General features: G+C 73.4%; 21 protein-coding genes and 1 other RNA gene. 13 read left to right on the forward strand and 9 right to left on the reverse strand.

Annotated features, from left to right (window positions below; translation table 11 throughout):
- Window positions 1-85: 85 nt before the first annotated feature.
- Window positions 86-811, reverse strand: coding sequence for a CDP-alcohol phosphatidyltransferase family protein (locus D7M15_RS06260; RefSeq protein WP_240649154.1), 726 nt, complete (start codon window positions 809-811; stop codon window positions 86-88).
- 240 nt (window positions 812-1,051) lie between these two features.
- On the opposite strand from D7M15_RS06260, the gene D7M15_RS06265 reads away from it, so the two are divergent.
- Window positions 1,052-2,020 (forward strand): hypothetical protein, encoded by a 969-nt coding sequence (locus D7M15_RS06265; protein WP_240649155.1) that lies wholly within the window; start codon window positions 1,052-1,054, stop codon window positions 2,018-2,020.
- A 60-nt stretch (window positions 2,021-2,080) separates the two neighbouring features.
- On the opposite strand, the gene D7M15_RS06270 is transcribed toward D7M15_RS06265, so the two are convergent.
- Window positions 2,081-2,995: an SDR family oxidoreductase gene (locus tag D7M15_RS06270; RefSeq protein WP_121516581.1), complete on the reverse strand. Its 915-nt coding sequence runs from the start codon at window positions 2,993-2,995 to the stop codon at window positions 2,081-2,083.
- Window positions 2,996-3,298: 303 nt separating this feature from the next.
- Between D7M15_RS06270 and D7M15_RS06275 the strand changes: the two genes are divergently transcribed.
- The 4 genes from D7M15_RS06275 to D7M15_RS06290 all read left to right on the forward strand — a co-directional run bounded on the left by D7M15_RS06275 (window position 3,299) and on the right by D7M15_RS06290 (window position 8,944).
- Entirely contained in the window at window positions 3,299-3,802 is a 504-nt protein-coding gene (locus D7M15_RS06275) for a DUF5709 domain-containing protein (RefSeq protein WP_121520315.1), read from the forward strand.
- A 115-nt stretch (window positions 3,803-3,917) separates the two neighbouring features.
- Entirely contained in the window at window positions 3,918-5,426 is a 1,509-nt protein-coding gene (locus tag D7M15_RS06280) for a DUF4246 domain-containing protein (RefSeq protein WP_121516582.1), read from the forward strand.
- 164 nt (window positions 5,427-5,590) lie between these two features.
- The gene (locus D7M15_RS06285) at window positions 5,591-7,276 is read left to right on the forward strand and encodes an acetolactate synthase large subunit (RefSeq protein ID WP_121516583.1); all 1,686 of its coding nucleotides are present in this window, start codon (window positions 5,591-5,593) and stop codon (window positions 7,274-7,276) included.
- A 153-nt stretch (window positions 7,277-7,429) separates the two neighbouring features.
- A complete protein-coding gene (locus tag D7M15_RS06290; RefSeq protein WP_121516584.1) occupies window positions 7,430-8,944 on the forward strand; it encodes an FMN-binding glutamate synthase family protein in 1,515 nt (504 codons plus the stop codon).
- Window positions 8,945-9,005: 61 nt separating this feature from the next.
- Here D7M15_RS06290 and D7M15_RS06295 read toward each other — a convergent pair whose 3' ends face one another.
- Complete coding sequence (locus D7M15_RS06295) at window positions 9,006-9,743, reverse strand: bifunctional DNA primase/polymerase (RefSeq protein WP_121516585.1); 738 nt, start codon at window positions 9,741-9,743, stop codon at window positions 9,006-9,008.
- A 289-nt stretch (window positions 9,744-10,032) separates the two neighbouring features.
- Here D7M15_RS06295 and ddaH point away from each other — a divergent pair, with 289 nt between their 5' ends.
- A complete protein-coding gene (ddaH, locus tag D7M15_RS06300) occupies window positions 10,033-10,890 on the forward strand; it encodes a dimethylargininase (RefSeq protein ID WP_346428829.1) in 858 nt (285 codons plus the stop codon).
- Between the two features lie 21 nt (window positions 10,891-10,911).
- Here the strand turns inward: ddaH and D7M15_RS06305 are convergent, their stop codons facing one another.
- The 4 genes from D7M15_RS06305 to D7M15_RS06320 form a co-directional block, all read right to left on the reverse strand.
- Window positions 10,912-11,970 (reverse strand): small ribosomal subunit Rsm22 family protein, encoded by a 1,059-nt coding sequence (locus tag D7M15_RS06305; protein WP_240649588.1) that lies wholly within the window; start codon window positions 11,968-11,970, stop codon window positions 10,912-10,914.
- A 177-nt stretch (window positions 11,971-12,147) separates the two neighbouring features.
- A complete protein-coding gene (locus tag D7M15_RS06310) occupies window positions 12,148-13,494 on the reverse strand; it encodes a serine hydrolase domain-containing protein (protein ID WP_240649589.1) in 1,347 nt (448 codons plus the stop codon).
- Complete coding sequence (locus D7M15_RS06315; RefSeq protein WP_121516589.1) at window positions 13,467-14,819, reverse strand: multidrug effflux MFS transporter; 1,353 nt, start codon at window positions 14,817-14,819, stop codon at window positions 13,467-13,469. The genes D7M15_RS06310 and D7M15_RS06315 overlap by 28 nt, the downstream gene beginning before the upstream one ends.
- Window positions 14,820-14,901: 82 nt before the next feature.
- Entirely contained in the window at window positions 14,902-16,530 is a 1,629-nt protein-coding gene (locus D7M15_RS06320) for an alkaline phosphatase D family protein (protein ID WP_121516590.1), read from the reverse strand.
- 108 nt (window positions 16,531-16,638) lie between these two features.
- On the opposite strand from D7M15_RS06320, the gene D7M15_RS06325 reads away from it, so the two are divergent.
- The 5 genes from D7M15_RS06325 to D7M15_RS06345 all read left to right on the forward strand — a co-directional run bounded on the left by D7M15_RS06325 (window position 16,639) and on the right by D7M15_RS06345 (window position 22,041).
- Window positions 16,639-17,484 carry an SDR family oxidoreductase gene (locus tag D7M15_RS06325; RefSeq protein WP_206337326.1) on the forward strand — a complete coding sequence of 282 codons (846 nt, stop codon included), beginning with the start codon at window positions 16,639-16,641 and terminating at the stop codon, window positions 17,482-17,484.
- Between the two features lie 151 nt (window positions 17,485-17,635).
- Window positions 17,636-18,805 (forward strand): lactate 2-monooxygenase, encoded by a 1,170-nt coding sequence (locus D7M15_RS06330; protein WP_240649156.1) that lies wholly within the window; start codon window positions 17,636-17,638, stop codon window positions 18,803-18,805.
- A gap of 285 nt (window positions 18,806-19,090) precedes the next feature.
- Window positions 19,091-19,456, forward strand: a complete 366-nt coding sequence (locus D7M15_RS06335; protein ID WP_121516592.1) for a hypothetical protein — start codon at window positions 19,091-19,093, stop codon at window positions 19,454-19,456.
- Between the two features lie 262 nt (window positions 19,457-19,718).
- Window positions 19,719-20,387 carry a carbonic anhydrase gene (locus D7M15_RS06340; protein WP_121516593.1) on the forward strand — a complete coding sequence of 223 codons (669 nt, stop codon included), beginning with the start codon at window positions 19,719-19,721 and terminating at the stop codon, window positions 20,385-20,387.
- A 94-nt stretch (window positions 20,388-20,481) separates the two neighbouring features.
- On the forward strand, window positions 20,482-22,041 hold the full coding sequence (locus D7M15_RS06345; RefSeq protein ID WP_121516594.1) for a SulP family inorganic anion transporter: 1,560 nt from the start codon (window positions 20,482-20,484) through the stop codon (window positions 22,039-22,041).
- On the opposite strand, the gene D7M15_RS06350 is transcribed toward D7M15_RS06345, so the two are convergent.
- Window positions 22,011-22,421, reverse strand: a complete 411-nt coding sequence (locus D7M15_RS06350) for a Fur family transcriptional regulator (protein ID WP_121520319.1) — start codon at window positions 22,419-22,421, stop codon at window positions 22,011-22,013. The genes D7M15_RS06345 and D7M15_RS06350 overlap by 31 nt on opposite strands.
- Before the next feature lie 276 nt (window positions 22,422-22,697).
- Between D7M15_RS06350 and katG the strand changes: the two genes are divergently transcribed.
- The gene (gene katG, locus D7M15_RS06355; RefSeq protein WP_121516595.1) at window positions 22,698-24,929 is read left to right on the forward strand and encodes a catalase/peroxidase HPI; all 2,232 of its coding nucleotides are present in this window, start codon (window positions 22,698-22,700) and stop codon (window positions 24,927-24,929) included.
- A 101-nt stretch (window positions 24,930-25,030) separates the two neighbouring features.
- Here the strand turns inward: katG and rnpB are convergent.
- An RNA gene (gene rnpB / locus D7M15_RS06360) (RNase P RNA component class A) lies at window positions 25,031-25,444 on the reverse strand.
- 164 nt (window positions 25,445-25,608) lie between these two features.
- Between rnpB and yaaA the strand changes: the two genes are divergently transcribed.
- Window positions 25,609-26,406: a peroxide stress protein YaaA gene (yaaA, locus tag D7M15_RS06365; RefSeq protein WP_165906209.1), complete on the forward strand. Its 798-nt coding sequence runs from the start codon at window positions 25,609-25,611 to the stop codon at window positions 26,404-26,406.
- Window positions 26,407-26,445 lie beyond the last annotated feature (39 nt).

A 26,445-nucleotide genomic window follows, 5' to 3' on the forward strand; every position in this document is an offset into this window, starting at 1 on the left:
GGGGCGGCGGCGCCCGCGACGGGCACGGCGGGGGGCGGTACGGGTACGGCGGGGGGCGGCACCGGCGGCGGGCCCGGCACGCAGGTCACGCCGCTCGCGGGGCGGACAGCTCCCTGAACCACTTGGCCAGGAACGCCACCAGGAACACGGCGTGCGCGGCGAAGAAGGCCGTGTAGCCGCCGAGGAACAGCCGTTCGCTGCCCAGCAGCAGGAACACCCCGCAGAACACGCCGTAGTCGACGGGCAGCAGCGCCAGCGCGCGGACGAGCGACGGGGCGGGCGGGGCGGCGCCCGGCGCGGGGCGCGGGCGGAGCTTGTCGGTGAGCAGGCCGCCGAAGAAGATCAGCACGGCGGCGAGTTGGAACGCCAGCGGCAGCAACAGCCAGCCGTCGCCCGGCAGTTCGTGGAACCGGTGGAAGGAGATCAGCACCGCCGCGTGCAGCGCCGTGATCTTCGCGCAGTCCACGACGTGGTCCAGCCACTCCCCCGCCGCGCTGCTGTCGCCGCGCAGCCGCGCCAACTGCCCGTCCGCCGAGTCGAAGGCGAAGCCGACGGCCAGCGCCGCGTACACGCACACCGCCAGCGTCCACGACGGCCGCACCGTCGCCAGCGCGCCGACACCGGCCGCGCTGAACGCGGCGCTGACCAGCGTCACCTGGTTCGGCGTGAGCCCCGACCGGTACGCGGCGGCGGCCAGTACGCGCCCCACGGGCCGGTTGACGAAGCGCGAGTAGAGCGACACGCCCTTCGCCGTCTTCTGCGCGTCGCGCAACGCGCGCAGCGCCGTGCCGAAGTCGTCGCGATCCGTCACAAGCCCCCCAACTCTCCGCCCCGGTCCGGCGGAATGATCCCACAGATGCCGCGCCCCGGCCGTACCCCGCCCGCACACACCCCGCCGTACGCCGCGCCCGTACGGCCCGCCCGTACACCGCGCCCCCACGCCCCTGACCACGGCCCGCGCGTACGGGGTCCGCCCCCGCCGCGGGGCCGTGCCGGGCAGCGGTAGGGTTCGAGGCTCGTACGGGTGTGGCAGGACGCGGGAGGCCCCAGGATGAGAGCCCGGATGCTGGCGGCGACGACGACCACGGCGGTCCTCGGCGCCACCCTGTCGGGATGCGTCACCGTGCACGGCGAGGACGCGGTGGTCCCGGCGATCGGCAAGGGCGAGGCCGCGCGGGTCCTCGACGAGTTCACCGCCGTGAACAACCGGTCCAACAGGACGTACGACCCCGCGCTCAACGCCACCGTAGAGGCGGGCGCGCTCGGCGCGATCGACCAGGCCGGGCTGAAGGCGCGCAAGAAGGCGTCCCCCGGCGGCAACGCCGACATGAAGCCGCTGGAGCTGACCGACGCGCGGTTCCTCATCCCCGAACAGGCGGGCTGGCCCAAGTCGTTCGTCGCCGACACCGCCAGCAACCGCGGCAGCGGCGGGCGTTGGCACCTGGTCTTCCAGCGCGCCGACGCGGACGCCAAGTGGAAGGCCGTGTACCTGGCGGTGCTCGACCCGGAGAAGACCCCGGAGATCGTCGTGGACGAGGACGGCCACGCCGAGCCCGTACCGACCTCCGACGGCGAGGACCTGACCGTCGGCCCCGACGAGGTCGGCAAGGCGTACGCCCGCTACCTCCAGCGCGGCGACGGCGACTTCACCGACGGCGCGCACACCAGCGAGTGGCGGGAGAAGCGCGCCGAGACCGCCGAGAAGCCGGGCGTACGTACCGAGTGGGCCGACCAGGGCGCCGAGCCGCCGCAGTTCACGCCGTTCGGGCTGCGGACCGAGGACGGGGGCGCGCTGGTGTACTTCGCGACGCACCACCACATGAAGCAGACCGTCGCCGAGGGCTACACCCCGCAGGTCAAGGACCCGTACGTGAAGGCCCTGATGACGGGCACGCCGAAGAAGTCCCTCACGTACGTACGGGTCTCCGAGCAGGCCGTGACGGTGCCCGCGAAGAAGCGGGGCGGCGACATCACGTTCCTCAGCCGCATCACCGGCCTCACGACGGTCCGGGCGGAGTAGTCGTCACGGGCGTCGCGCGCCCGTGACGACCCGGCGGTGTCGCGCGGGACGCGGCGGCCGTCACGGCAGCGGCACGCCGCCCGTCGCGTTGACGATCTCGCCCGTGATGTAGCTGGCCTCCGGCGAGGCGAGGAAGACGTACGCGGGCGCCATCTCCGCGGGCTGCGCCGCCCGCCCCAGCGGCGACTGCTTGCCGAACGACGCCGTGTCCGGCAGCGTCGCCGGGATCAGCGGCGTCCACACCGGGCCGGGCGCGACCGCGTTGACCCGTACGCCGCGCCGCGCCAGGTCCTGCGCCAGCCCCTGCGTGAACGTGGCGATGGCGCCCTTCGTGGCCGCGTAGTCCAGCAGGTGCGGGCTGGGCTTGTACGCCTGCACGGACGTGGTGTTGACGATCGCGGCGCCCTCGGGGAGGTGCGGCAGCGCGTACTTGCAGAACCAGAACAGCGCGTACACGTTCGTCCGCATCACCCGGTCGAACTGCTCGGTCGTGATGCCCTCCAGCACGTCGGGCTGCGACATCTGGTACGCGGCGTTGTTGACGAGCACGTCGATCCGCCCGAACTCCGCCACCGCCCGGTCCACCACCCGGCGGCACTCCGACTCCTCCCGCACGTCGCACGCGAGCGGCACCGCGCGCCGCCCCGCGTCCTCCACGAGGCGCCGGGTCTCGCGGGCGTCCTGCTCCTCCTCGGGGAGGTGGGTGAAGAGGACGTCGGCGCCCTCGCGCGCGAAGGCGAGCGCGACGGCCCGGCCGATGCCGGAGTCACCGCCCGTGATCACGCACGCCCGGTCGCGCAGCCGCCCGCTGCCCCGGTACGTGTCCTCGCCGTGGTCGGGCCGGGGCCGCATCGCGTCCGTACGGCCCGGATGCGGCTGGTCCTGCTGCGGGAAGTCGGGTTCGGGGTGCAGGTGGGCCGGGTTCCGTACGGTCCCGTCGCCGTCGCCGTGCCCGTCGCTGTCGCCGTCGCTCATGGTGCTCCGTCGCCTCCCGCCGTACTCGCGTCGCCGTGGCGTACGGGGCCCGGCACCGGCGGGAGCCCCCACGCTCCCGGCCGTCCGTCCGACCCCGTACGGACGCGGCGGGTTCCCGCCGCGGGGGCACGCAAACGGGCCGGTACGCGGGCCGGTACGGGTGCCCGCGCGCCACCGGACGGCTACGCATGACGGGCCCCGCACCGGGTACCGCGGGGCCGTGACCGCGGGAAACGGACGGCGGGCGGGCACCGGGCCCGCGGGTCCGACCCGTACGCGCGACGGAACGAGCACGGAGTGGCCATGAGCGACGACGGACGGGCGGACGACGCCTACCAGCCCACCGGCGACAACGAGGAACAGGCGGACGCCGCGCCGCTCGACCTCCAGGACGCCCTCGACGAACGCGACTACGACGAGCTGCTCGACGAGGGCTGGTCGCCGCCCGAGAAGCCGCTCGGCGCGAACAAGCCGGGCACCACGGCGGCCGAGCAGCGCGAGGGCGAGACGCTGGACGAGCGGCTGGAACAGGAGGTCCCGGACACGGCGGCGCCCGAGGGCGACGGCGTCGGCGACCTGCCCGGCGGCGAGGGCGAGCCCGTCGACCCGGAGTCGGGCGCCGCGCGCGCGGGACGCCTCGTCGGGCCGGACGAGGGCGCGCACCCGGTGACCACCAAGGAGCTGGTCGCGGAGGACGAGGGTGTGGACGGCGGCGCGGCGGGCGCCGAGGAGGCCGCCGTGCACGTCGTCCCGGACGACGGGCTCCCGGACGACGGGCTCCCGCCGGAGGAGCCGCCGGAACGGTAGCGGGCGCCGGACACCCGGCGGGGCGGGCGGGTGCGCGGGGACGGCCGGGGCGGCGCTGTCAGTGCGCCGACGTACGCTTCCTCCCACCGCACACCGACCGGGAGGATCAGAAGAGTTGACCGGCCTGCCTGCTTTTCCGCTGCCGTTCCAGGCGTCCCGTTCCCTGCCGTCCGTCGCGCCCCGGACGCTGCGGGAGCTCCAGATGACGCGGTGCAGCGCACACATCCGGGAGAAGCCGGGGTGGTTCGACAAGCGGCACGACGCCGGGATAGCCGCCCGGTGGGCCCGGGAGGCGACCGCCCAGGGCCTCACCGAGGCGCAGGTCCGCTACGTCCTCGCCGAGCTGGCGCACTATGCCGCGCTGCGCGACGCCCGTACCGGCGTCGAGGTGGCCGCCGTCGACGGGGTGTGGCAGTCGGACACCCTGGTCGACGACGGGCTCCGGGCCCGGCTGCGCGAGGCGGTCCGGGTGCTGGAGGAGGTCCCCGAAGCGGAGCGGGACTGGCACCCCGGCTCCGACGGCCAGGTGCTGGACCTGGTCCATCCCTCGCTGTTCTGCCTGGTGAAGGACGTGAGCGCGGCCCCCGAGGGGGCCTGGCGGAACCCGACCGACCGGTACTCGAAGCACGAGTTCTCGGAGCGGTTCCAGTGGCTGCCCACCGACGTCGACGTGAGCGACGACGGCGACGTCGCCTTCCGCTCGTACGTCAACAACGTCCACCCCGAGGCCCATCGCGACCTGGCCGCCGTCCTGCCGGAGCTGTTCGCGCGCTTCCGCCCGCTGCTGGAGCGCGTGCTCACCGACCTGCGCCACCCGCGTCCCCCACGGATCGAGGCCGACCCCTACGGGTGGTACGACGCGAAGCCCGAGTATCCGCGCCAGTCCTCCCCGGACGACAAGGCGGCCCACGCGGAAGCCCTCCGCGCATGGGGCGAGGCGTACGACGCGTGGTGGGAGAACCGCCGCCCGGTCCTCCCGGACGCCCCCGACTTCACCCCGCCCGAGCCGCCCGACGCGGCGGCGCGGGTCGACCTGCGCGGCCGCGGCCTCCAGGTCGTCGTGAAGCTCGCGAACATCCACCTCACCCCGGACAGGCCGGAGTACGCGGGTGGTTCCTGGCACGTCGAGGGGATGCTGAACGAGCGGATCGTCTCGACCGGCATCTACTACTGGGACAGCGAGAACACCACGGAGAGCCGCCTGGGCTTCCGTACGGCACTCGACGACCCGGACTACGAGCAGAACGACGACAACGGCCTGCGTGAGGTCTACGGCCTGGAGGACGAGGACGCGCTGAACCAGCTGCTGGGGTCGGCGCCGACCCCGGCGGGCCGCTGCCTGGCCTTCCCGAACGTCCTGCAACACCGCGTCAGTCCGTTCCGGCTCGCGGACCCCACCCGGCCGGGGCACCGCAAGATCCTCGCGTTCTTCCTGATCGACCCGTCGCAGCGGATCGTCTCCACCTCCGACGTGCCCCCGCAGCAGCCGTGGTCCGGCACGTCGACCATGACCCTGGAGCAGGCGAAGGGGTACCGCGAGGAGCTGATGCGGGAGCGCAAGTTCTTCGTCGACGAGCACAACGAGCAGCTCTACGAGCGGGAGTTCTCCCTCTGCGAGCACTGAGAGCGCCGAGGGCCGCGCCCGCTTCGAGCAGGGGTGACGGCGCGCCCCGGGCCGACTCGGCCTCTCGTGGCCCCGGTCCGCAGGCGTCCGGGCGGCCGACCGGGGTAGACGGCTGACCGGCCCGCCCATCGGCGCGGCCGGACTCAGGAGAGGACACGATAAGCGTGAGCGAAGCCGAGCACCGGAAGCAGACCCCCGACGGAGCGGCCGAACTCCTGGTTCGCTGCCTGGAGAACGAGGGCGTCGAGGTGGTGTTCGGCGTACCCGGTGAGGAGAACATCCGTTTCACCAACGCCCTCGCCCGCTCGGAGAAGATCCGCTACGTCCTCACCCGGCACGAGCAGGCCGCGTCCTTCATGGCGGAGATGCACGGTCGGCTCACCGGCTCGGCGGGGGTGATGTCCGCGACGCTGGGGCCCGGCGCGATCAACCTGATGCTGGGCGTCGCCGACGCCATGACGAACAGCACGCCCGTCGTCGCGATCACCGCGCAGGTCGGCAAGGAGCGCAACTACAAGGAGTCCCACCAGTTCGTGGACCTGGTGAGCATGTTCGCCCCGGTCACGAAGTGGTCGGCGGGGGTCCCGGCCACCCGGGCCATCCCCGAGATGGTGCGGCGCGCGTTCAAGACGGCGGAGTCCGAGCGGCCCGGCGCCGTCTACCTCGCCGTGCCCGAGGACGTCGACGAGGCGGCGGACGGCTCGGACCTGCGCCCGCTGCGCAGGAACGTCGTGCAGCCCGAGGCACCGTCCCCGAAGCAGATCAAGCGGGCGGCGGAGCTGCTGCGGGAGGCCCGCCGGCCGGTGATCCTCGCCGGACACGGCGCGGCGCGCGGCGGCGCCGAGGAGTCTCTGGCGGCGTTCGCCACCGCACTCGACGTGTCGGCGGCGACCACCTTCCACGGCAAGGGCGTCCTGCCCGACGACCACCCGTGCGCGACCGGCACGTTCGGCTTCATGCGGCGCGACTACACCAACTTCGGGTTCGAGGAGGCCGACGTCGTCATCGCCGTCGGCTACGAGCTGCAGGAGTTCGACCCCTCCCGGATCAACCCGGACGGTGACAAGAAGATCGTCCACATCCACCGCGTCCCGGCGGAGGTGGACGACAGCTACTCGGTCGACGTCGGCATCATCGGCGACATCTCCGCCTCCCTCGACGCCCTCGCCACCGAACTCGACGGCCTGCGCTGGACCGTCGACGACGAGGACACCTCGGCCACCCGCACGCTGCTGGCCGAGGAACTGGAGCGGGGCGCCGCGGACGAGCGCTTCCCGCTCGCCCCGCAGCGCGTCGTCGCCGACACCCGCGCCGCGCTCGGTCGCGACGACGTCGTGCTGGTCGACACCGGCGCGCTGAAGATGTGGATGGCCCGGCTCTACCCGACGTACGCGCCGAACACCTGCCTCATCTCCAACGGCTTGTCCACCATGGGCTTCTCGCTGCCCGGCGCGCTCGCGGTCCAGCTCGCCAGGCCGCGGACGAAGGTGCTGGCGGCGGTCGGCGACGGCTCGTTCCTCATGCACTCCCAGGAGATCGAGACGGCGGTCCGCGAGAACATCCCGCTGACCGTGCTGATCTGGGAGGACAACGGCTACGGGCTCATCAGGTGGAAGATGGACCTGGAGGTCGGGGAAAACTCCAACACCGACTTCGGCAACCCGGACATCGTCCAGTACGCCCGCAGCTTCGGCGCGAAGGGCTACGACATCGAGTCCGCCGGGGACCTGCTGCCGACGCTCCGTGAGGCACTGGCGGACCCGGGCGTGTCGATCATCAACTGCCCGGTGGACTACGCCGAGAACATGAACCTCATCGAGCACCTCGGGCACCTCGACTCGGCGCTCTGACCCGCCCGCGGCGCGGCCCGACCCCGTACGGGCCGCGCGGCGGCCCGCCCGCGCGCGCGATGCCCTCGGGCCCGCGGCATAGCGTGGCATTTCCACGGCGCGGGGTAGATGGCCGCCGTGAGGTTCGGCCGGTCGAGGAGAGGAACTCTTGTCATGCGTGCTCGGAAGATAGATGCGGCAGCCGCCACGGGGTTGGCGCTGGTGGCCGCCCGCGACCTCGTGCAGAAGAAGCACGCGTTGCTGAGGAACTTCCCCCTGGTGGGGCACGCCAGATACGTGCTGGAGACGATCGGCCCCGAGCTACGGCAGTACATCGTGGCGTCCAACGACGAGGAGCGTCCCTTCAGTCGTGACCAGCGCAGCTGGATCTACGCGTCGGCGAAGGGGGAGAACAACTACTTCGGGTTCGGCACCGACGACGACATCGAGCACGTGCAGGGTCACGCGTACGTGAAGCAGCGTACGTTCGCCGGTGCGCTGCCCGATCCGAGCGACCCGGAGGCGGCGTTGCCCTCGGCCAAGGTGCTCGGCGGACCGCGCGGCCGCGCGAAGGCGTTCCGCCCGGCGAGCGTCGTCAACATCTCGGCGATGAGCTTCGGCTCGCTGTCCGGCGCGGCCGTCACGGCGCTCAACAAGGGCGCGGCGCTGGCCGGGACGCTGCAGAACACCGGCGAGGGCGGGCTGTCGCCCTACCACCGCAACGGCGGGGACCTCGTCCTCCAGATCGGTACGTCGTACTTCGGCTGCCGCAACGAGGACGGGACGTTCAACCTCGACAAGCTGAAGTCCGTGGCCGCGGGCGCGCCCGTCAAGGCGATCGAGATCAAGCTCTCGCAGGGCGCGAAGCCGGGGCTCGGCGGCATGCTGCCGGGCGCGAAGGTGACCGACGAGATCGCCCGGATCCGCGACATCCCCGCGCACGAGGACTGCGCTTCGCCGTCGCGGCACACCGCGTTCCACGACGTGGACTCGATGCTCGACTTCGTGGAACTGTTGGCCACGGAGACCGGACTGCCGGTCGGGATCAAGAGCGCCATCGGGGAGATGGACTTCTGGGAGGAACTCGCCACCCTGATGGAGCGGGGCGAGCGAGGGGTCGACTTCGTGACCGTCGACGGCGGCGAGGGCGGCACCGGGGCGGCCCCCCTGATCTTCGCCGACTCCGTGTCCCTGCCGTTCCGCATGGGCTTCTCCCGCGTCTACGGCGTGTTCGCCGAGCGGGGCCTGACCGACGACATCACCTTCATCGGGTCCGGCAAGCTCGGCCTGCCCGAGAACGCCGTCGTCGCGTTCGCCCTCGGCGTCGACATGATCAACGTGGGCCGTGAGGCGATGCTGTCCATCGGCTGCATCCAGGCCCAGAAGTGCCACACCGACAAGTGCCCCACCGGCATCGCCACCCAGAACCCGTGGCTCGCGCGCGGCATCGACGCGCCCTCGAAGGGCGTCCGGGCCGCGATGTACCTGCGCACCCTGCGCAGGGAGTTGCTGAAGGTCTCGGGCGCCGTCGGTGTCGCCCACCCGTCGCTCATCACCCCCGACGACATAGACATCCTGAACGGCGACTACGACGCCCGCGGCCTGGGGAGCGTGTACGGCTACAAGGACGGCTGGGGCTCGCTCGGCCCGGAGCTCGCCCAGGAGATCGCCGAACTGCTCACCAGCTGAACGTTCCCGACCCGCTGGGTGTCGACGACGCTCGTGATCAATACGTCTAGGTGGTGTCCGCCTAGCGCGCGGGCCAGGGCGCCGAGGCGTCCTGGCCCGTGGCGCCGCCCGCGTGGACCGCGCAGGCGTCGGTGAGCGGCTCCAGCAGGGTCAGCGGCTCCGGCAGTACGGCGCCGGGCACCGGCGGGCGGACCCAGCGGACCACCGCGTCGGGCCCGTCACCGGGCAGCCGGGACGGGGGCACCAGCACGTAGCTGCCGCGGCAGTGCCAGCGCAGCCCGGGGTGCTCGTCCATCGTCTCCGGGTGGCAGTCCAGCTCGCACGGCCACCACTCGTCCTCGTCGTCCGGGGTGCGGGTGGCGGTGAAGAACAGCATCCGGTCGCCGTCCGAGAGGGCCACGGGGCCGGTCGCGGTGCCCTCCGCGTCGAACCGCTCCAGGGCCATGCGGCCCGCCTCGACGGGCACGTCGAGCACGTCGTGCGTACGGCCGGTGGCGGTGATGAAGTTCGCCTGCGGCTGGCCCTGGGCCCAGCGCGCGATCTGCTCCTGGTCGGTGGTCGCCTGGGTCTGCCAGGCGAACGAGACGGGGTGGCGGCCGGGCGTCGGACAGCCGATGCGTACGCAGGAACAGCCGTACCCCTCGGGGAACGCCGCGGGCGCCAGCGGGAACCCGGCCCCGGCCGCGTCCCGCAGCAGGTCCTCACGGGCGGCCGCGCCGCCCGCTCCCGCGTCCCCGCCGCCCGCGCCGGTTCGGGCACGGCGGCGCAGCCACTGGGAGAACCTGCTCTCGCGTTCCATCTGTCCCCTCACCCTCCCGACCGGGGCCGCACCGCTCCGGATATGTCGAGGGTACGCAGCGGTGGACCGGTGCATGACCGATTCCCCGGATCGCGGGCGACCGGCGTCCAGTCTCCCTCCCGACGCGGCCGGACGCGCACGCGGGGTGCTGGCACCGGCCACCGGTACGGGCGCGCGTACGGGCCGGGGCAGCGGGCGCGCGTACGGGCGGGACGGCGGGCGGGGCACGGGCCGGGGGCGCCACCACGTGTCCTTCACCGTTTCGGGGGCGCGGATCACGCCCGCGACGGTGGACGATGTCCCGGACAGTCCACGGCGATCCCGTGAGGAGACCTCGTTGTTCAGAGCCCGTCGCTATCTGATGTGCCCACCCGAGCACTTCCGCGTCACGTACGCCATCAACCCCTGGATGGACCCCGCGAAACCCGTCGACGTCCCCCTCGCCGTCGCGCAGTGGGAGGACCTGCGGGACCGCTACCGCGCCCTCGGCCACACCGTCGAGGAGCTGGCGCCGCGTCCCGGCCTGCCCGACATGGTGTACGCCGCGAACGGCGCCCTCGTCGTCGACGGCCGCGTGCTGGGGGCCCGGTTCGCGTACCCGGAGCGTACGGCGGAGGCCGTCGCGCACCTGGACTGGTACCGGGAGCACGGCTTCCGCGAGCTGCGTGAACCGGAGCACATCAACGAGGGCGAGGGCGACTTCGCCGTGACCGCGACATGGCTGCTGGCCGGGCGCGGCTTCCGCAGCAGCCCGCTGTCGCACGGCGAGGTGCAGGAGTTCCTCGGGCGTCCGGTGATCGGCCTGGACCTCGTCGACCCGCGCTTCTACCACCTCGACACGGCGCTGTGCGTGCTCGACGACGCGGTGGACGGGGAGGTCATGTACTACCCGGGGGCGTTCTCGGCGGGCAGCCGCGCGGTCCTCGCCCGGATGTTCCCGGACGCGCTGATCGCGCGCGAGGAGGACGCCGAGGTGTTCGGCCTGAACGCGGTCAGCGACGGCCACCACGTGCTGCTGCCGCAGACGGCGCAGGGCCTCTTCGCACCGCTGCGGGAGCGGGGGTACGAGCCGATCGGGATGGACCTGAGCGAGCTGCTGAAGGGCGGCGGCAGCGTGAAGTGCTGCACGGCGGAGCTGCGCGGGTAGCGCGTACGGCTGCCGCGACGGTCACGGCTGGGGTGGCGGCCACTCCGCGCCCCAGCCGGTGTCGCGCGCCGCGCGGTACAGCGGGCCCTGCCGCTTGCTGACAGTCTCCCGGCGCAGCCCTCCGGTGTCGGTGCACAGGTCCAACAGGACCTGGCCCTTGCGCAGTTGGGGCTTGCGTACGACCCGGGCCACCGACGGCTCACCGGCGGGCGCGCCCGTACCGGGCCGTACGGCGGCCACGTAGCCGAACTTCTCGTCCTCGTACGGCAGCGAGCCGCCCTTCACCTGCCGGTGCAGCGAGGAACGGCTGACGCGGGCCGAGAAGTGGCACCAGTCCTCGCCCGGCACGATCGGGCAGCGGTCGCTGTGCGGGCAGGGGGCCAGTACGGTCAGCCCGGCCGCGACCAGGACGTCACGGGCGGCGCGCACCCGCAGGTAGCCGTCCGGGGTGCCCGGCTCCACGACCACGACCGCGCGGCCCGCGGCTGCCGCGTCGGCGACGGCTGACTCCCGGTCGGCGGCGGTGAGTTCACCCAGGACGTACGAGACGGTGACCAGGTCGGCGGTGCCGGGACCGCCCGGCTCCGCACCGTCCGCGGCGGCCGTACCGCCTCGCGCGAGCCGCTGCGACCGCCACTCCGTCGCGCGCAGCGCGGCGGAGGGCGCGGCGGCGGCGAGCGTCCGGCCCAGGTCGAGGGCCGGGGCGGCCCAGTCGAGCACGGTGGTCGCCCGCGTGGCGCCACCCTCCCCCGGCGGGTCGGCCGCGTCCTGCCCACCGGCGGCGTCGCCCCAGGTGCGGGCCGCCGCCCACACGGCGGCGCCGGTGCCGCCGCCGAGGTCCAGGTGGGACGACGGGCGCCAGCCCGGCACCCGTACGGCCAGCGCCTCCAGGGCGGAGGCGGCGGCCTCGAACGTGGCGGGCATGCGGTAGGCGGCGTACGCCGCCACGTCCGCGCGGTCGCGCAGCACGGGCGCGCCGGTCGGCGTCGCGCCACGGTAGTGGGCGATCAGCCGCTCCACCGCGGCCGCGGTCTGCCGGGGCGGCAGACCGTCGAGCAGCGCGTCGAGCGCGGCGCGCAGCTGCTGCCCGACGGGCGGGCCCGTCGGCGCCTCCGCGTGCGGGCGGGACTCCGGGCGAACGGGCTGGTGGAGGGGATCGGGCACCGCGGCAGTCTAGGCGATGCCCGGACACCACCCGGGCCATGCCCGGACACCACCCGGGCCATGCCCGCTTCCCCACCCCCGCACGCCGTCCCCTCACCGCACGGCGCGGGCCAACCGGGTCGCGGCGTCCGCGCGCGGGCGGGAGTCGGGGGCGCGGCGTACGGGGTGGACGGTGTTGGCCAGCAGCACCAGGAACGTGTCGGTCACCGGGTCGAGCACCAGGCTCGTACCGGTGAAGCCCGTGTGCCCGGCGGCGCGTCCGCCACCGCGTGGCCGCTCCCCCGCCGTACCGGCACCCGGCTCCGTGACGGCACCCGTACCGCCCCCCGTCTCCGTACCGCCCCCCGCCAACTCCCCCATGAACCACGGCTGTCCGACCGCGAACCCCAGCCCCGGCGGCGCGAGCAGCGCCGCGACGGAGGACGGCGCGAGGATGCGCGCCGGGCCGTACGCGCCGCCCGTCAGCAGCGTGCGGCAGAGCACCGCCAGGTCGCCCGCCGTGCTGAACAGCCCGGCGTGCCCGGCGACTCCGTTCAGCGCGTACGCGTTCTCGTCGTGCACGTGCCCGCGCAGCATGCCGCGGTCGAGCTTCGCCCACGGCCGCCGCTGGTCCTCGGTCGCGGCGGTGCGCGCGCGCCAGCCGCGCGGCGGGCGGAAGCGGGTACGGGTCATGCCGAGCGGCCGGGTGATGCCCTCGCGTATGAGGGCGTCGAGCGGCTGCCCGGTGACCAGTTCCAGGACGCTCTGCGCGAGCAGCAGGTTGAGGTCGGAGTAGCGGTAGCCGTCGCCGGGCGCGGTGAGCGGTTCCTCGGCCCAGACACGGGCGACGCGGGTCTTCGGTTCGTGGTCGTAGAGCGGGAGTTCGGGCCGGAGCCCGGAGGTGTGGGTGAGCAGGTGGCGGAGGGTCAGCCCGTGCTCGGGCACGGCGCCCTCCGGCACCCGCAGGCCCGGCGGTCTCCGGCCCGGCACCCGCAGTCGGGGCATCCGCGACCGGCCGCCTAACGCGCCGCGCGGACCGCGTGGGCCCCCGGCACCGGCCGCGCCCGGAGCGCCGCTCGCGCCCGTCACGTAGTCGGTGATCGGCCGGTCCAGCTCCAACGCGCCCCGCTCGACCTGCTGTTGCACCGCCACCGCCGTGAACAGCTTGGTGAGGGAGGCCAGGTCGAAGACCGTGTCCGTCCGGGCGGGCACCCACTCCTCGCGGGGCAGTTCGACGCCGAGGCCGCTCTCCGGGTCGTACGCCCCGTAGCGCACCGCCCATCCCGCCGCGTGCTCGACCGCCACGTACGGACCGCGGCCCGCCAGCACCACCGCGCCGGAGCACCAGGTGCCGGGGAGCGCGTCGATGTCCGCGGTGAGTCCGGTCAGTTCGGCGACCCGCAGGCCGGCCCGTTCGGGAGAGGCAGCGTGCCTCAGTCTCGCGTACGCCATGGGCGGCAGAGTGCCACGAAACACAGCACGGCCAGGAGCAGCGTCGCGACCTGGACGACCGCCATGGGCACGGCCGTGTGCTCACCGGCGATCCCGACCAGCGGCGACGCGATCGCGCCGACCAGGAACTGCGAGGTGCCCAGCAGCGCCGAGGCGGAACCGGCGGCGCGCGGAGTACGCATCAGGGCCTGCGAGTTGGCGTTCGGCAGGATCAGCGCCATGCCGGACATCAGCACGAACAGGCCGGTGGCGACGGGCAGCAGCCCGGCGTCGCCGAAGACGCCGGTGGTCAGGGCCAGCAGCGCGACGGCGGCGGCCAGCACCACGGCCAGCCCGAAGGCGATGACCCGGTCCAGCGGCACGCGACCGACGAGGAACTTGCCGTTGATCTGGCCGACGGCGACGAGGCCGACGGAGTTCGCCATGAACAGCAGGCTGTACGTCTGCGGGGAGGCTCCGTAGATCTCCTGCATGACGAACGGGGAGGCGGCCACGTACGCGAACAGGCCCGCGAAGGTGAGCGCGCCCGACAGCAGGTAGCCGGTGAACGCCCGGTCGGCGAAGAGGCCGCGCATCGTGCGCAGGGCCTCCCGTACGCCGCCGCTGTGCCGGTCCCGTTCGGGCAGGGTCTCGGGCAGCCAGCGGTGGACGACGACCACCATTAGCACGCCGATGACGGTGAGGACGAGGAAGACGCCGCGCCAGTCGGTGAAGCGCAGCACCTGGCCGCCGAGGACGGGCGCGAGGATCGGGGCCACGCCGGATATCAGCATCAGCGTGGAGAAGAACCGGGCCATGGCCAGCCCGTCGTACAGGTCGCGGACCACGGCCCGCGCGATGACGATGCCCGCGGCCCCGGTGAGGCCCTGGACCAGCCGGAAGAGGGTGAGCGTGCCGATGGTCGGCGCGACCGCGCAGGCGGCGCTGGCGAGCACGTACCCCGCGGTGCCGATCAGCAGCGGGCGGCGGCGGCCGAAGCGGTCGCTCATCGGGCCGACCACGAGCTGGCCCACTGCCAGGCCCAACAGGCACGCGGTGAGCGTGAGTTGGACGGCGGCGGCCCGCGTGTGCAGGGCGTCGCCGACGTCCGGGAGCGCCGGGAGGTACATGTCCATCGACAGCGCGGGCAGGGCCGTGAGGCTGCCGAGGATGAGGGTGACCAGCAGCCCGGCCCGCTGCGGCCCGCTGAGCTGCGGAGCGGAGGACGGCACGGCCGACGGCGCGGCGGAGGCGGTCGGGGTGACGGGGCCCGTGGCCTTGGCGGGGGCGGGCACGGATACGGGGGCGGGACGGGCGGACGGGGCGGCCGTGGCCGAGGGGCCGGGGTTGGTCATGCACCTCTCCAGGAGATTGTTAACTACGGACACATTCTCCCAGCAATGACCGCCCCGGCCCACCGTATTCCGCGCCGTACCCTCACACCTCGGTGAGACCCGGGTCACCCGCGGCGGAGGTGAACGACCGTGCCGTGCTGACCGTTCCGCCGGGCGAGGTGACCTTGGAGACGACGCGGAAGTCGGCGCGCAGCCCCTTCCGGTCCAGTCTGACCAGCAGGTATCCGCGTCTCCCGTCGAAGTACCGCATGTGCGGGTTCGCCTTCAGCATCACCTCCCAGTCCTCCGGGTGCTCGGCGCCGTCCATGCCGCTGGCGACGGAGGTGGTGACCAATTCCACGCCGAGGGTGCGGGAGTCGGGCTTCGCGTAGTCCTCCTTGATGTCCATCGCGTAGTGCACGTGGACGTCGCCCGAGAGCACGACGAGGTTGCGCACCCCGGCGGCGCGCGCACCGTCCAACACCCGCTCGCGGCTGGCGGGGTAGCCGTCCCAGGCGTCCATGGAGACCGGCGACGGGTCCTGCGTCCGGTTGCGCCGTCGGGCGAAGACGATCTGCTGCGGCAGCACGTTCCAGAGCGCGTCGGACGCCTGCCAGCCGTCGATCAGCCAGCGCTCCTGCTCGGCGCCGGTCACGGTGCGGGCCGGGTCCTCGGACTCGGCGTTCGGCACCTTCCAGCCGTCGTTGTTGGCCTGGTTGTCGCGGTACTGCCGGGTGTCCAGCACGTCGAACTGCGCCAACTTCCCGTACCGCAGCCGCCGATACAGCCGCAGGTCCGCGCCCTGGGGCTGCTGCGGCTTCCGCAGCGGCATGTTCTCGTAGTACGCGCGGTAGGCCGCCGCCCGGCGGACGAGGAACTTCTCGGCGTTGCCGCCGTCCTCGGGCACGTCGTCGGCGTAGTTGTTCTCGGTCTCGTGGTCGTCCCAGGTCACGACCCACGGGTGCGCGGCGTGCGCGGCCTGGAGGTCCTCGTCGGCGTGGTAGAGCGAGTAGCGGAGGCGGTAGTCCTCCAGCGTCATCGTCTCCTTGTCGAAGTGCGCGGGGAGGACCCGGTCCTCGTACGCACGCGCGCCGCCCGCGGAGTCCACGGCGTACTCGTAGAGGTAGTCGCCGAGGTGGAAGACGACGTCGACGTCCTCCGTCGCGAGGTGCTTGAGGGCGGTGAAGTAGCCCTGGTGGTACGCCTGGCAGGAGACGGCGGCGAAGCGCAGCGACTCCACCTCGGCGTCGGTCGCGGGCGCGGTGCGCGTACGGCCCACGGGGCTGGTCCAGTCACCGACGCGGAAGCGGTAGTAGTACACGCGCCCCGGCTCCAGGCCGCCGGGCTCGACGTGGACGGCGTGGTGGTACTCGGGGTGCGCGGTGGTGCTGCCCTCGTCGGCCGTGAGGAGGAAGTCGCGGTCCTCCGCGATCTCCCAGCCGACGGTGACGGTCTCGGCGGGCAGTCCGCTGGCCGCCTCGTACGGCTCGGGCGCCAGCCGCGTCCACAGCACCACGGAGTCGGGCAGCGGGTCGCCGGAGGCGACGCCGAGGGTGAACGGGTCCTTCGTGATGCGCTTCGGGTCGAGGGGCGCGGCGGCGCGCGCGGTGTCGGGGAGGTTCGTGCCGAAGGCCAGCGCGGCCGCGGCGCCGGAGGCGGTGAGGAACCGGCGGCGGCCCAGATGACGGGCGGCGGCGCGGAGTTCGTGGTCGGCGCTCACTGGTTGCGTCATACGGACGAGTGCAGCGGACGGGGGCGGCGTCTCGTTGTCGCGTACGCGACAGACATATGGCCATCGGATGGCGGCCGGCACCCGCCCCCGCTCGCATAGCCTGCCGCCATGACGGCAGAGCAGGGCACGGACGGCACGGGCGGCACAGGCGTCCCGGACGGCACGGACGCACCGCGTACGGACGGAACGGCGACGGGAAGCGGTACGGCGCCCGGCGTCGCGGTGGTGACCGGGGCGGGTTCCGGCATCGGGCGCGCGGTGGCGGTGGCCCTCGCGGCGGCGGGTTGGCGGGTGACGCTCGCGGGACGGCGGGCGGCGGCACTGGAGGAGACGGCGGCACTGGCACGGAGTGGCAGCTCGATGACTGCCGTATGCACGGATGTCACCGACCCAGAATCGGTCACCGCGCTGTTCCGCGCCGTTCGGGACCGACACGGGCGGGTCGACCTGCTGTTCAACAACGCGGGCGCGTCCGCCCCCGCCGCCACCCCCGACGACGTGGCCGTCGAGGACTGGAACCACGTGGTCGCGGTCAATCTGACCGGGTCGTTCCTCTGCGCGCGGGCCGCCTTCCGGCTGATGCGCGAGCAGGACCCGCGGGGCGGACGCATCATCAACAACGGCTCGATTTCCGCCCATGTGCCCCGCCCCCATTCGGTGGCATACACCGCCACCAAGCACGCCGTCACCGGCCTGACGAAGTCGCTCTCCCTGGACGGGCGCCCGTACGGCATCGCCTGCGGCCAGATCGACATCGGGAACGCCGCCACCGACATGACCGCCCGCATGCGGACCGGCATCCGGCAGGCCGACGGCAGCACGGCCGTGGAACCGGTGATGGACGCGGCCGACGTGGCCCGTACGGTGCTGCACATGGCGACCCTGCCCCCGGAGGCCAACGTGCAGTTCGCGACGGTGATGGCGACGACGATGCCGTACGTCGGGCGCGGCTGACGCACCGTCCGACGGCCCCGGTGACGGCCACGACGCGGGCGCGGCGGGCACGGTGGACCGCGTCGGGGCGGGTACGGCACGTACGCACCCACCGCGGGCGCCGCGCGTACGGCACCCAGGCATCCAGGCACGCACCGAAGGGATGGACCCGTTGAGCGACCCCGGCTTCGGCACCTACCAGAACGAGATCTACCTGCACGGCCTGGAGGGCCGGCACCCGCCCTTCACCACCGACCTGACCGCCCTGGAGGCGTCCGCGCGGGAACGCCTGGCCCCGGAGCCGTACTGGTACGTCGCCGGGTCCGCGGGGTCCGGCGCCACCGACCGCGCCAACCGCGAGGCGTTCGACCGGTACCGGCTGGTGCCCCGCATGCTGACCGGCGCCACCGAACGGGACCTGCGCACGACCGTGCTCGGCCAGGAGCTGCCCGCCCCGGTGCTCCTCGCCCCCGTCGGCGTGCAGTCGATCGTGCACCCGGACGGTGAACTGGCCACCGCGCGCGCGGCGGCCGGGACAGGACTGACGACGGTGCTGTCCACCGCCTCCTCGCACACGCTGGAGGAGGTGGCGGAGGCGAACGGCGACGGGTCGCGCTGGTTCCAGCTGTACTGGCCGAACGACGACGACGTGTGCGCCTCGATACTCCGCCGCGCGCGCGGCGCCGGATACCGCACCCTCGTCGTCACCCTCGACACCTGGACCCTCGCCTGGCGCCCGCACGACCTGGACCACGCGTACCTCCCGTTCATCCGGGGCGTCGGTACCGCGATCGCCTTCTCCGACCCGGCGTTCCGCGCGGGCCTGGCCGCGCCGCCGGAGGAGGACCTGACCTCGGCGGTGCTGCGCTGGGTGCCGATGTTCACCGGCACGGACCGTACGTGGGACCGGCTGCCGTTCCTGCGCGAGCACTGGGACGGGCCGATCGTGCTCAAGGGCGTCCAGCACCCCGACGACGCCCGCCGCGCGGTCGACGCGGGCATGGACGGGGTCGTCGTCTCCAACCACGGCGGGCGCCAGGTGGACGGCGCCGTCGCGTCGCTCGACGCGCTGCCACGGATCGCGGAGGCGGTGGGCGACCGTACGGAGATCCTGTTCGACTCGGGCGTGCGCACCGGCGCCGACGTGCTCAAGGCGCTGGCGCTCGGCGCGAAGGCGGTGCTGCTGGGCCGCCCGTACGTGTACGGGCTGGCGCACGGCGGCGAGGACGGCGTACGCCACGTGCTGCGCGGTCTGCTCGCGGACCTGACGCTGACGCTGGGGCTGACCGGGCACTCCTCGCCCGCCGAGCTGTCCCCGGACGACCTGTGGCACGGCCGGTGACGGGCGGCTGACACCACGTCGGGCGGCGGGGGCGGGCGTACGCGGGCCCGCCCCCGCGCCCGTTCCCCGTCCGTTTCCGGACAGCCGCCGCTCCGCCGCGCCTCCGTCCTCCTTCCGCTTACGCGCCGCTCACCCGATCGGGTGAGCGAATACCCGAACGTATGAGCGGGCTCGATTCCGGCCAATCCTTCGACGCTTTCACGCAGCGTTTACATGCCGACTTGCAAACTGCCACGAAGCGTTGTGCACAATGGAGTTCGCTGTCGACGACCGGGAAGGCGGAAGATGCCACGCAGAGCGATCGCCGTCGTCATCAACGCCGTCGCGATCCTGCTGTCCTTCCTGCTCGCCGCCGACACGGCGGCCGCGCAGGTCGTTCCGGTCGTCAAGAGCAGCACAGCCACCACGCAGCAGACCACGTCCGCACCGGCCGCCGAGACCGACGCCGAGACGGCCGACTCCGAGTCGCGCCGCCGGGCCCGCGTCCAGACCGGCACGGGCGTGCCGACGCTTCACTCGCTTCCCGTGTGCGCCTGCGATTTCCGGGCGTCGCACGCGGTCACCCGCGCGCCGAAGGGCGCGGGAAGCAAGGGGCTGCCAAGAGAGAGATCGGTGGGCGTCCAGGTGTTGCACCAGACGTTCCGCTGCTGAGCCTCCCTCCCGCGGGCACACCCGCCCGCCACGCCCGCCCGTACGACGCCCGCGCGCCGTACGGCGGCTCCGTATCACCGCACGGCGTACCGCCGCGTACGCGTGCGTCTTTCCGTAACGCCGCACACTGACGCTACGAGCCCCCCACCCCGCAGGCACACCCGGCCGGGCACGCGCCCCTCGCCGCTCCTCCACGGACGGCGCGGCGCCACGCCACCGGCGGGTGCCCCCTGCGCACGGCGGGGGGACGGAGGTGACCCCCATGCAGTCCTTCATCCACCACGCCCGCGACTTCCACGCCCGGATCAGCAGCCGGGCCGACGAGCGCGAGAGCTTCGGGCGGCTGGCCGAGGGCCAGTCCCCGGAAGCCCTCTTCATCACCTGCTCCGACTCGCGGGTGGTGCCGAGCATCTTCACCGGCGCCCGTCCCGGCCAGCTCTTCGAGCTGCGCACGGCGGGCAACGCGGTGCCGCCCCACGACGCGACGGAACCATTCAGCAGCGAGGCCGCGACCATCGAGTACGCGGTGTGCGTGCTCGAAGTGCCGGACATCGTCGTGTGCGGCCACTCGCACTGCGGCGCCGTCGGCGCGTGGGTGCGCGGCGACGACCTCGCCGCCGTACCGGCCGTGCACGGCTGGCTGAACCGCCAACTCGCGGACCCCGCCGACCTGGCCGTCGACAGCCGGGGCGGCGCGTACGGGAACGGCCCGCGCGGCGACACCGGGGGCGCGGGCGAGGCGGACCAGCCCGACGTGTCCGCCGCCGTGCAGCGGCACGTACGGGCGCAGTTGGCGCGGCTGCGCGGCTACCCGCACATCGCGGAACGGGAGGCCGCGGGCCAACTGCGGCTGCACGGCTGGTTCTACGCGGTCGACACCGGTCTCGTGCTCGGACACGACACCGAGACCGACGCGTTCCTGCCGCTGTAGGGCACGCCGCGGCGGCCCGGCACGCCCCGGGCCGCCGCGCCCCACGCCCTCCCCCACCCGTGCAGCGACTGCACCCCACCTCTGCGGAGAACCGATGAACAAGCTCAACCCGTTGCGGCACCGCGACACGTTGCGGGCCGACTTCACCGCGTCCCTCGTCGTCTTCCTCGTCGCCCTGCCGCTCTGCGTCGGCGTCGCCGTCGCCTCCGGCGTGCCCGCCGAACTCGGCCTGATCACCGGCATCGTCGGCGGTCTGGTCGCCGGGTTCCTGCCCGGCAGCAGCCTCCAGGTCAGCGGCCCGGCCGCCGGGCTCACCGTGCTCGTCTACGAGGCGGTCGACACGTACGGGCTCAGCGCGCTCGGCGTGCTCGTGCTCCTCGCCGGACTGCTCCAGCTGCTGATGGGCGCGCTGAAGCTCGGCCGCTGGTTCCGCGCCATCTCCGTCTCCGTCGTGCAGGGCATGCTCGCCGGTATCGGACTGGTGCTGATAGCCGGTCAGGTCTACGCCCTCGCCGACCAGCCCGCGCCCAGCACCGGCGTCGAGAAGCTGACCGGGCTGCCCGACCTCGTCGTCGACACCCTCAGCTCGGGCACCGCCCTGACGGCCGCCGGGATCGGGGCGGCGACCGTCCTGCTGCTCGTCCTGTGGCCGAAGTGGCGGGCGGGCGCGCGGGTGCTGCCCGCGCCGCTGGCCGCCGTCGCCGCCGCCACGGCGGTGACCGTCGCCTTCGACCTGTCGATCGCGCGCGTGGAGGTCACCGGCCTCGTCGAGGCCGTGCAGCCCCCCGGCGCCGACGACTTCGGCGCGCTGCTGAGCACCGGCATGATCGGCACCGTCCTCGCGTTCACCCTGATCGCCTCCGCCGAGTCGCTGTTCAGCGCGGCGGCCGTGGACGGCATGCACGACGGCGAACGCACCGACTACGACAAGGAGTTGCGGGCCCAGGGCGCGGGCAACGCCGTCTGCGGCCTGCTCGGCGCGCTGCCCATGACGGCGGTCATCGTGCGCAGCTCCGCCAACGTCGCGGCGGGCGCCCGGACCAAGGCGTCCCGCGTGCTGCACGGCGTGTGGCTGCTGGTGTTCGCCGCCGCGTTCCCGGCCGCGCTCGAGATCATCCCGCTGGCGTCGCTGGCGGGCGTACTGGTGCACGCGGGCTGGAAGTTGATGCCCGTCAAGGACATCGTGCCGCTGTGGCGCGACCACCGCGCCGAGGCCGTCGTCCTGGCGGTCACGGCGGTGTCGATCGTCGTCACCAACATGTTCGAGGGCGTGCTCATCGGCCTGCTGCTGTCCGTGGTGAAGACGGCGTGGGAGATCTCGCACGTGCACGTGGAAGCCGAGGACCCCGGTGAGGACCTGCCCGTACGCGTCCACGTCCGCGGCAACGCCACGTTCCTGCGGCTGCCCCGGCTGGAGGACGAGCTGGCGGAGCTGCCCACGGACCGTACGGTCGAGCTCCAGCTGAGCGGGCTGCGGCACATGGACCACGCGTCCGGACTGGCCCTCTCCACCTGGGAGGAGCGGCACAACCGCATGGCGGCGCGCCTCTCCGGCGAGCGCCGGGCCCGGCTCGACGCGCAGGTGCAGGAAGCTTCCTCCTACGCGCGGGAGAACCGCGAGAGCTACGCGCAGGAGGGGCAGAGCCCCCGGTAGGTGACCTCCGCGGTGGAGACCGTGAAGCCGAACCGCTCCTCGGCCGGAAGGTCGTCGAGCGGTTCGGCCGCGGGGTGCACGTCGCGTATGGTGCCGCAGCCCGAGCACACCAGGTGGTGGTGCGGATGGTGGGCGTTGGGGTCGTAGCGCCGGGCGCGGCCGTCGGTGGAGACCTCCGCGACCTCGCCGAGCGCGACCAGCTCGCCCAGGGCGTTGTAGACGGTCGCCCGGGAGATCTCCGGCAGCCGCCGCGCCGCGAGGGCGTGCACCTCGTCGGCGGTCAGGTGCACGTGGTCGCCGTCGAGGACCTCCGCGACGACGCGCCGCTGGGAGGTCATGCGCCAGCCGCGCTCCCGCAGCCGCTCCAGCAGGTCGCTCATCTCGTCCATCCTCTTCCGGTCCGGCGGACGTCCGTGCGCGTCGGCACACGTCCGGGTGCCGGGCGGATACGGACTTGGCCCGCTTCTTGACTTGGACTCCGTCCATCGTAGGATCGGTTCCGGCGATAGCCAAGGGACAGCGTAAGGCCCTCCCCCCACGCCACCGCGGCGGGACCCGCGGGCAACAGCGCGACCCGACGGGTCCGTACGGCGGCACGGCCCGGTTCCGCACATCCGCACAGCACCACGACCCGCCCGGTCCGGAAGGATTTCTCCATGTCTGACACCCCCGACGCACACGGCGCCGACGCGAAGGCGGAGGGCGAAGGCGGCTGCCCCGTCGCGCACACGCGTGCGCCGCACCCGACCCAGGGCGGCGGCAACCGCCAGTGGTGGCCGGAGCGCCTGAACCTCAAGATCCTCGCCAAGAACCCCGCCGTGGCGAACCCGCTGGGCGAGGAGTTCGACTACGCCGAGGCGTTCCAGGGCCTGGACCTCCCGGCCGTGAAGCGGGACATCGCCGAGGTGCTCACCACGTCCCAGGACTGGTGGCCCGCGGACTTCGGCAACTACGGCCCGTTCATGATCCGGATGGCCTGGCACAGCGCCGGCACCTACCGGATCAGCGACGGCCGCGGCGGCGCCGGCGCCGGTCAGCAGCGCTTCGCGCCCCTGAACAGCTGGCCGGACAACGCGAGCCTGGACAAGGCCCGCCGCCTGCTGTGGCCGGTCAAGAAGAAGTACGGCCAGAACATCTCGTGGGCCGACCTCATGATCCTCACCGGCAACGTCGCGCTGGAGACCATGGGCCTGGAGACCTTCGGCTTCGCCGGTGGCCGCGCGGACGTGTGGGAGCCCGACGAGGACGTCTACTGGGGCCCGGAGAACACCTGGCTCGGTGACGAGCGCTACAGCGGCGACCGCGACCTCGAAGAGCCCCTCGGCGCCGTCCAGATGGGCCTCATCTACGTCAACCCCGAGGGCCCCAACGGCAACCCCGACCCGATCGCGGCGGCCCGCGACATCCGCGAGACGTTCCGCCGCATGGCGATGAACGACGAGGAGACCGTCGCGCTGATCGCCGGTGGCCACACGTTCGGCAAGACCCACGGCGCGGGCCCGGCGGACAGCGTCACGGCTGACCCCGAGGGCGCCCCGATCGAGCAGCTGGGCCTCGGCTGGAAGAGCTCGCACGGCACCGGCTCCGGCGCCGACGCGATCACCAGCGGCCTGGAGGGGATCTGGACGAACACCCCGATCACCTGGGACAACAGCTTCTTCGAGATCCTCTTCGGCTACGAGTGGGAGCTGTTCAAGAGCCCCGCCGGCGCCTCGCAGTGGCGGCCGAAGGACGGCGCGGGCGCGAACACCGTGCCCGACGCGTTCGACGGCGCGAAGACGCACGCCCCGACGATGCTGACGACGGACCTGTCGCTCCGCTTCGACCCGGCGTACGAGCAGATCTCGCGGCGCTTCCTGGAGAACCCGGACCAGTTCGCGGACGCCTTCGCCCGCGCCTGGTACAAGCTGACGCACCGCGACATGGGCCCGGTCGTCCGCTACCTCGGCCCGGAGGTGCCCGGCGAGACGCTGCTGTGGCAGGACCCGCTGCCGGACCTGGCGCACGAGCTGGTCGACGCCGCCGACGTGGCCGCCCTCAAGGAGAGCATCCTCGCCTCCGGTCTCACCGTGCCGCAGCTCGTGTCCACCGCGTGGGCGTCGGCGTCGACGTTCCGCGGCGGCGACAAGCGCGGCGGCGCCAACGGCGCGCGCGTGCGTCTGGAGCCGCAGAACGGCTGGGAGGTCAACGAGCCGGAGCAGCTGGCGACCGTACTGCGCACCCTGGAGGGCGTGCGGGACGACTTCAACGGCGGCGACCACGGCGGCCGTCAGGTCTCCCTCGCCGACCTGATCGTCCTCGCGGGCGGCACCGGTGTCGAGAAGGCCGCGAAGGACGCCGGGTTCGCGGTCGAGGTGCCGTTCACGCCGGGCCGCGTCGACGCGACCCTGGAGCAGACGGACGTCGAGTCGTTCGCCGCCCTGGAGCCCGCCGCGGACGGCTTCCGCAACTACCACGGGAAGGGCACCCGGCTCCCGGCCGAGTTCCTCCTCGTGGACCGCGCGAACCTGCTCACGCTGAGCGCCCCCGAGATGACGGTGCTCGTCGGCGGCCTCCGGGTCCTCGGCGCGAACCACGGGCAGTCGAAGGCCGGTGTCCTCACCACCACGCCCGGCACGCTGACGAACGACTTCTTCGTCAACCTGCTCGACATGGGCACGGAGTGGAAGGGCACCTCCGAGGACGCGAACGCCTTCGAGGGCCGCGACCGGGAGACCGGCGAGGTGAAGTGGACCGGCACCCGTGCCGACCTCGTCTTCGGCTCGAACTCCGAACTCCGCGCGCTCGCCGAGGTCTACGCGAGCGACGACGCGAAGGAGAAGTTCGTACGGGACTTCGTCGCGGCGTGGCAGAAGGTCATGGAGCTGGACCGCTTCGACCTGGCCTGAGCGGCCGCTGTGAGCCGTGCGGTCCGGCCGCCCCTCGACGGGTGGCCGGGCCGTACGGCTCCGGCCGTGGGCGCGGTGCGCGCGCGGCGGGGGTGTGGCGGCAGACGAGTCGTGCTGTAAGCCGGATTCTGTGCCGGGTGGACCTCGCGGTCCGCCCGGAGACGGCCATCCATCTACGGTCGCCGTCACCGGCGACCTCCTGCGGTCTACCCGCGGACTCGGGCGGGCAGCCCTCGGACATCCGCGCGGGGCCGCCGCGCCGTTGACGCGGACGACCCTCTCTTGACCTTGCTCCAGGTGGGGTTTACCGAGCCGACCGGGTCACCCCGGCCGCTGGTGGTCTCTTACACCACCGTTTCACCCTTACCGGGTGCCTCGCGGCCCCGGCGGTCTGTTTTCTGTGGCACTTTCCCGTGGGTCGCCCCAGGTAGGCGTTACCTACCACCCTGCCCTGCGGAGCCCGGACTTTCCTCGGCGGGACCCTCGGGTCCCGACGCGACCGCCCGCACGACTCGTCTGCCGTGCCGCCCATCGTACCCGGGTGACCAGCCCCGCGTACCCGGGTGACCAGCCCCGCCCCGAACCGCCCGACGGTGTACGGGGACCCGCGGGCGTACGTGCCCGTGCGGACGTACGTGACCATGTACGGGAACGCGTACGTGAACGTGAGGAGACACAGGTGCTCGTGCTGCTGCCCCCGTCCGAGGGCAAGGCCACCGTCCGGTCGCGGACCCGGCTCGACCTGGGGGCGCTGTCCCTGCCCGGCCTGACCGGGGCCCGCGCGACCGTGCTGCACGAACTGGTCGCGCTCTGTTCCGGCGACACGGAGAAGGCGCGCGCGGCGCTCGGCCTCAGCGAGGGGCTGCGCGGCGAGGTGGCGAAGAACGCGGGCCTGCTGTCCGCGCCCGTACGGCCCGCCGGGGAGATCTACACCGGCGTGCTCTACGACGCGCTGGGCCTGGCCACCCTGAGCCCGGCGGCGAAACGGCGGGCGACGCGCGCGCTGCTGGTGTTCTCCGGGCTGTGGGGCGCGGTCGGCGTCAAGGACCCGATCCCCGCCTACCGCTGCCCGGCCGGGGTACGGCTGCCCGGCACCGGCCCGCTGGGCGCGCACTGGCGGCGGCCGCTGGCGGAGGTGCTGCCGGAGGTGGCGGGCCGTGGGCTCGTGCTGGACCTGCGGTCCTCGTCGTACGCGTCCATGTGGCGGCCCGAAGGGGAGTTGGCGGAACGCACGGCGACGGTACGGGTGCTCCAGTCCACGGTGGTCGACGGCGTGGAGAAGCGCGGCGTGGTCTCCCACTTCAACAAGGCGACGAAGGGGCGGCTCGTACGCGACCTGCTGGAGTCCGGCGCGGCACCGCGCGATCCGGCGGCGCTGGCGACCGTACTGGAGGAACTCGGGTACGTGGTGGAGGGTTCCGCTCCGGAGAAGCCGGGCAGCGCGTGGCGGTTGGACGTGATCGTGACGGAGCTGTGAGCGTCGTGCCCGGTACGGGCGGCGCTCCGGCCGACTGCG

The organism is Streptomyces sp. Z26, from assembly GCF_003665095.1.
GTDB classification, from domain to species: Bacteria; Actinomycetota; Actinomycetes; order Streptomycetales; family Streptomycetaceae; genus Streptomyces; species Streptomyces phytohabitans.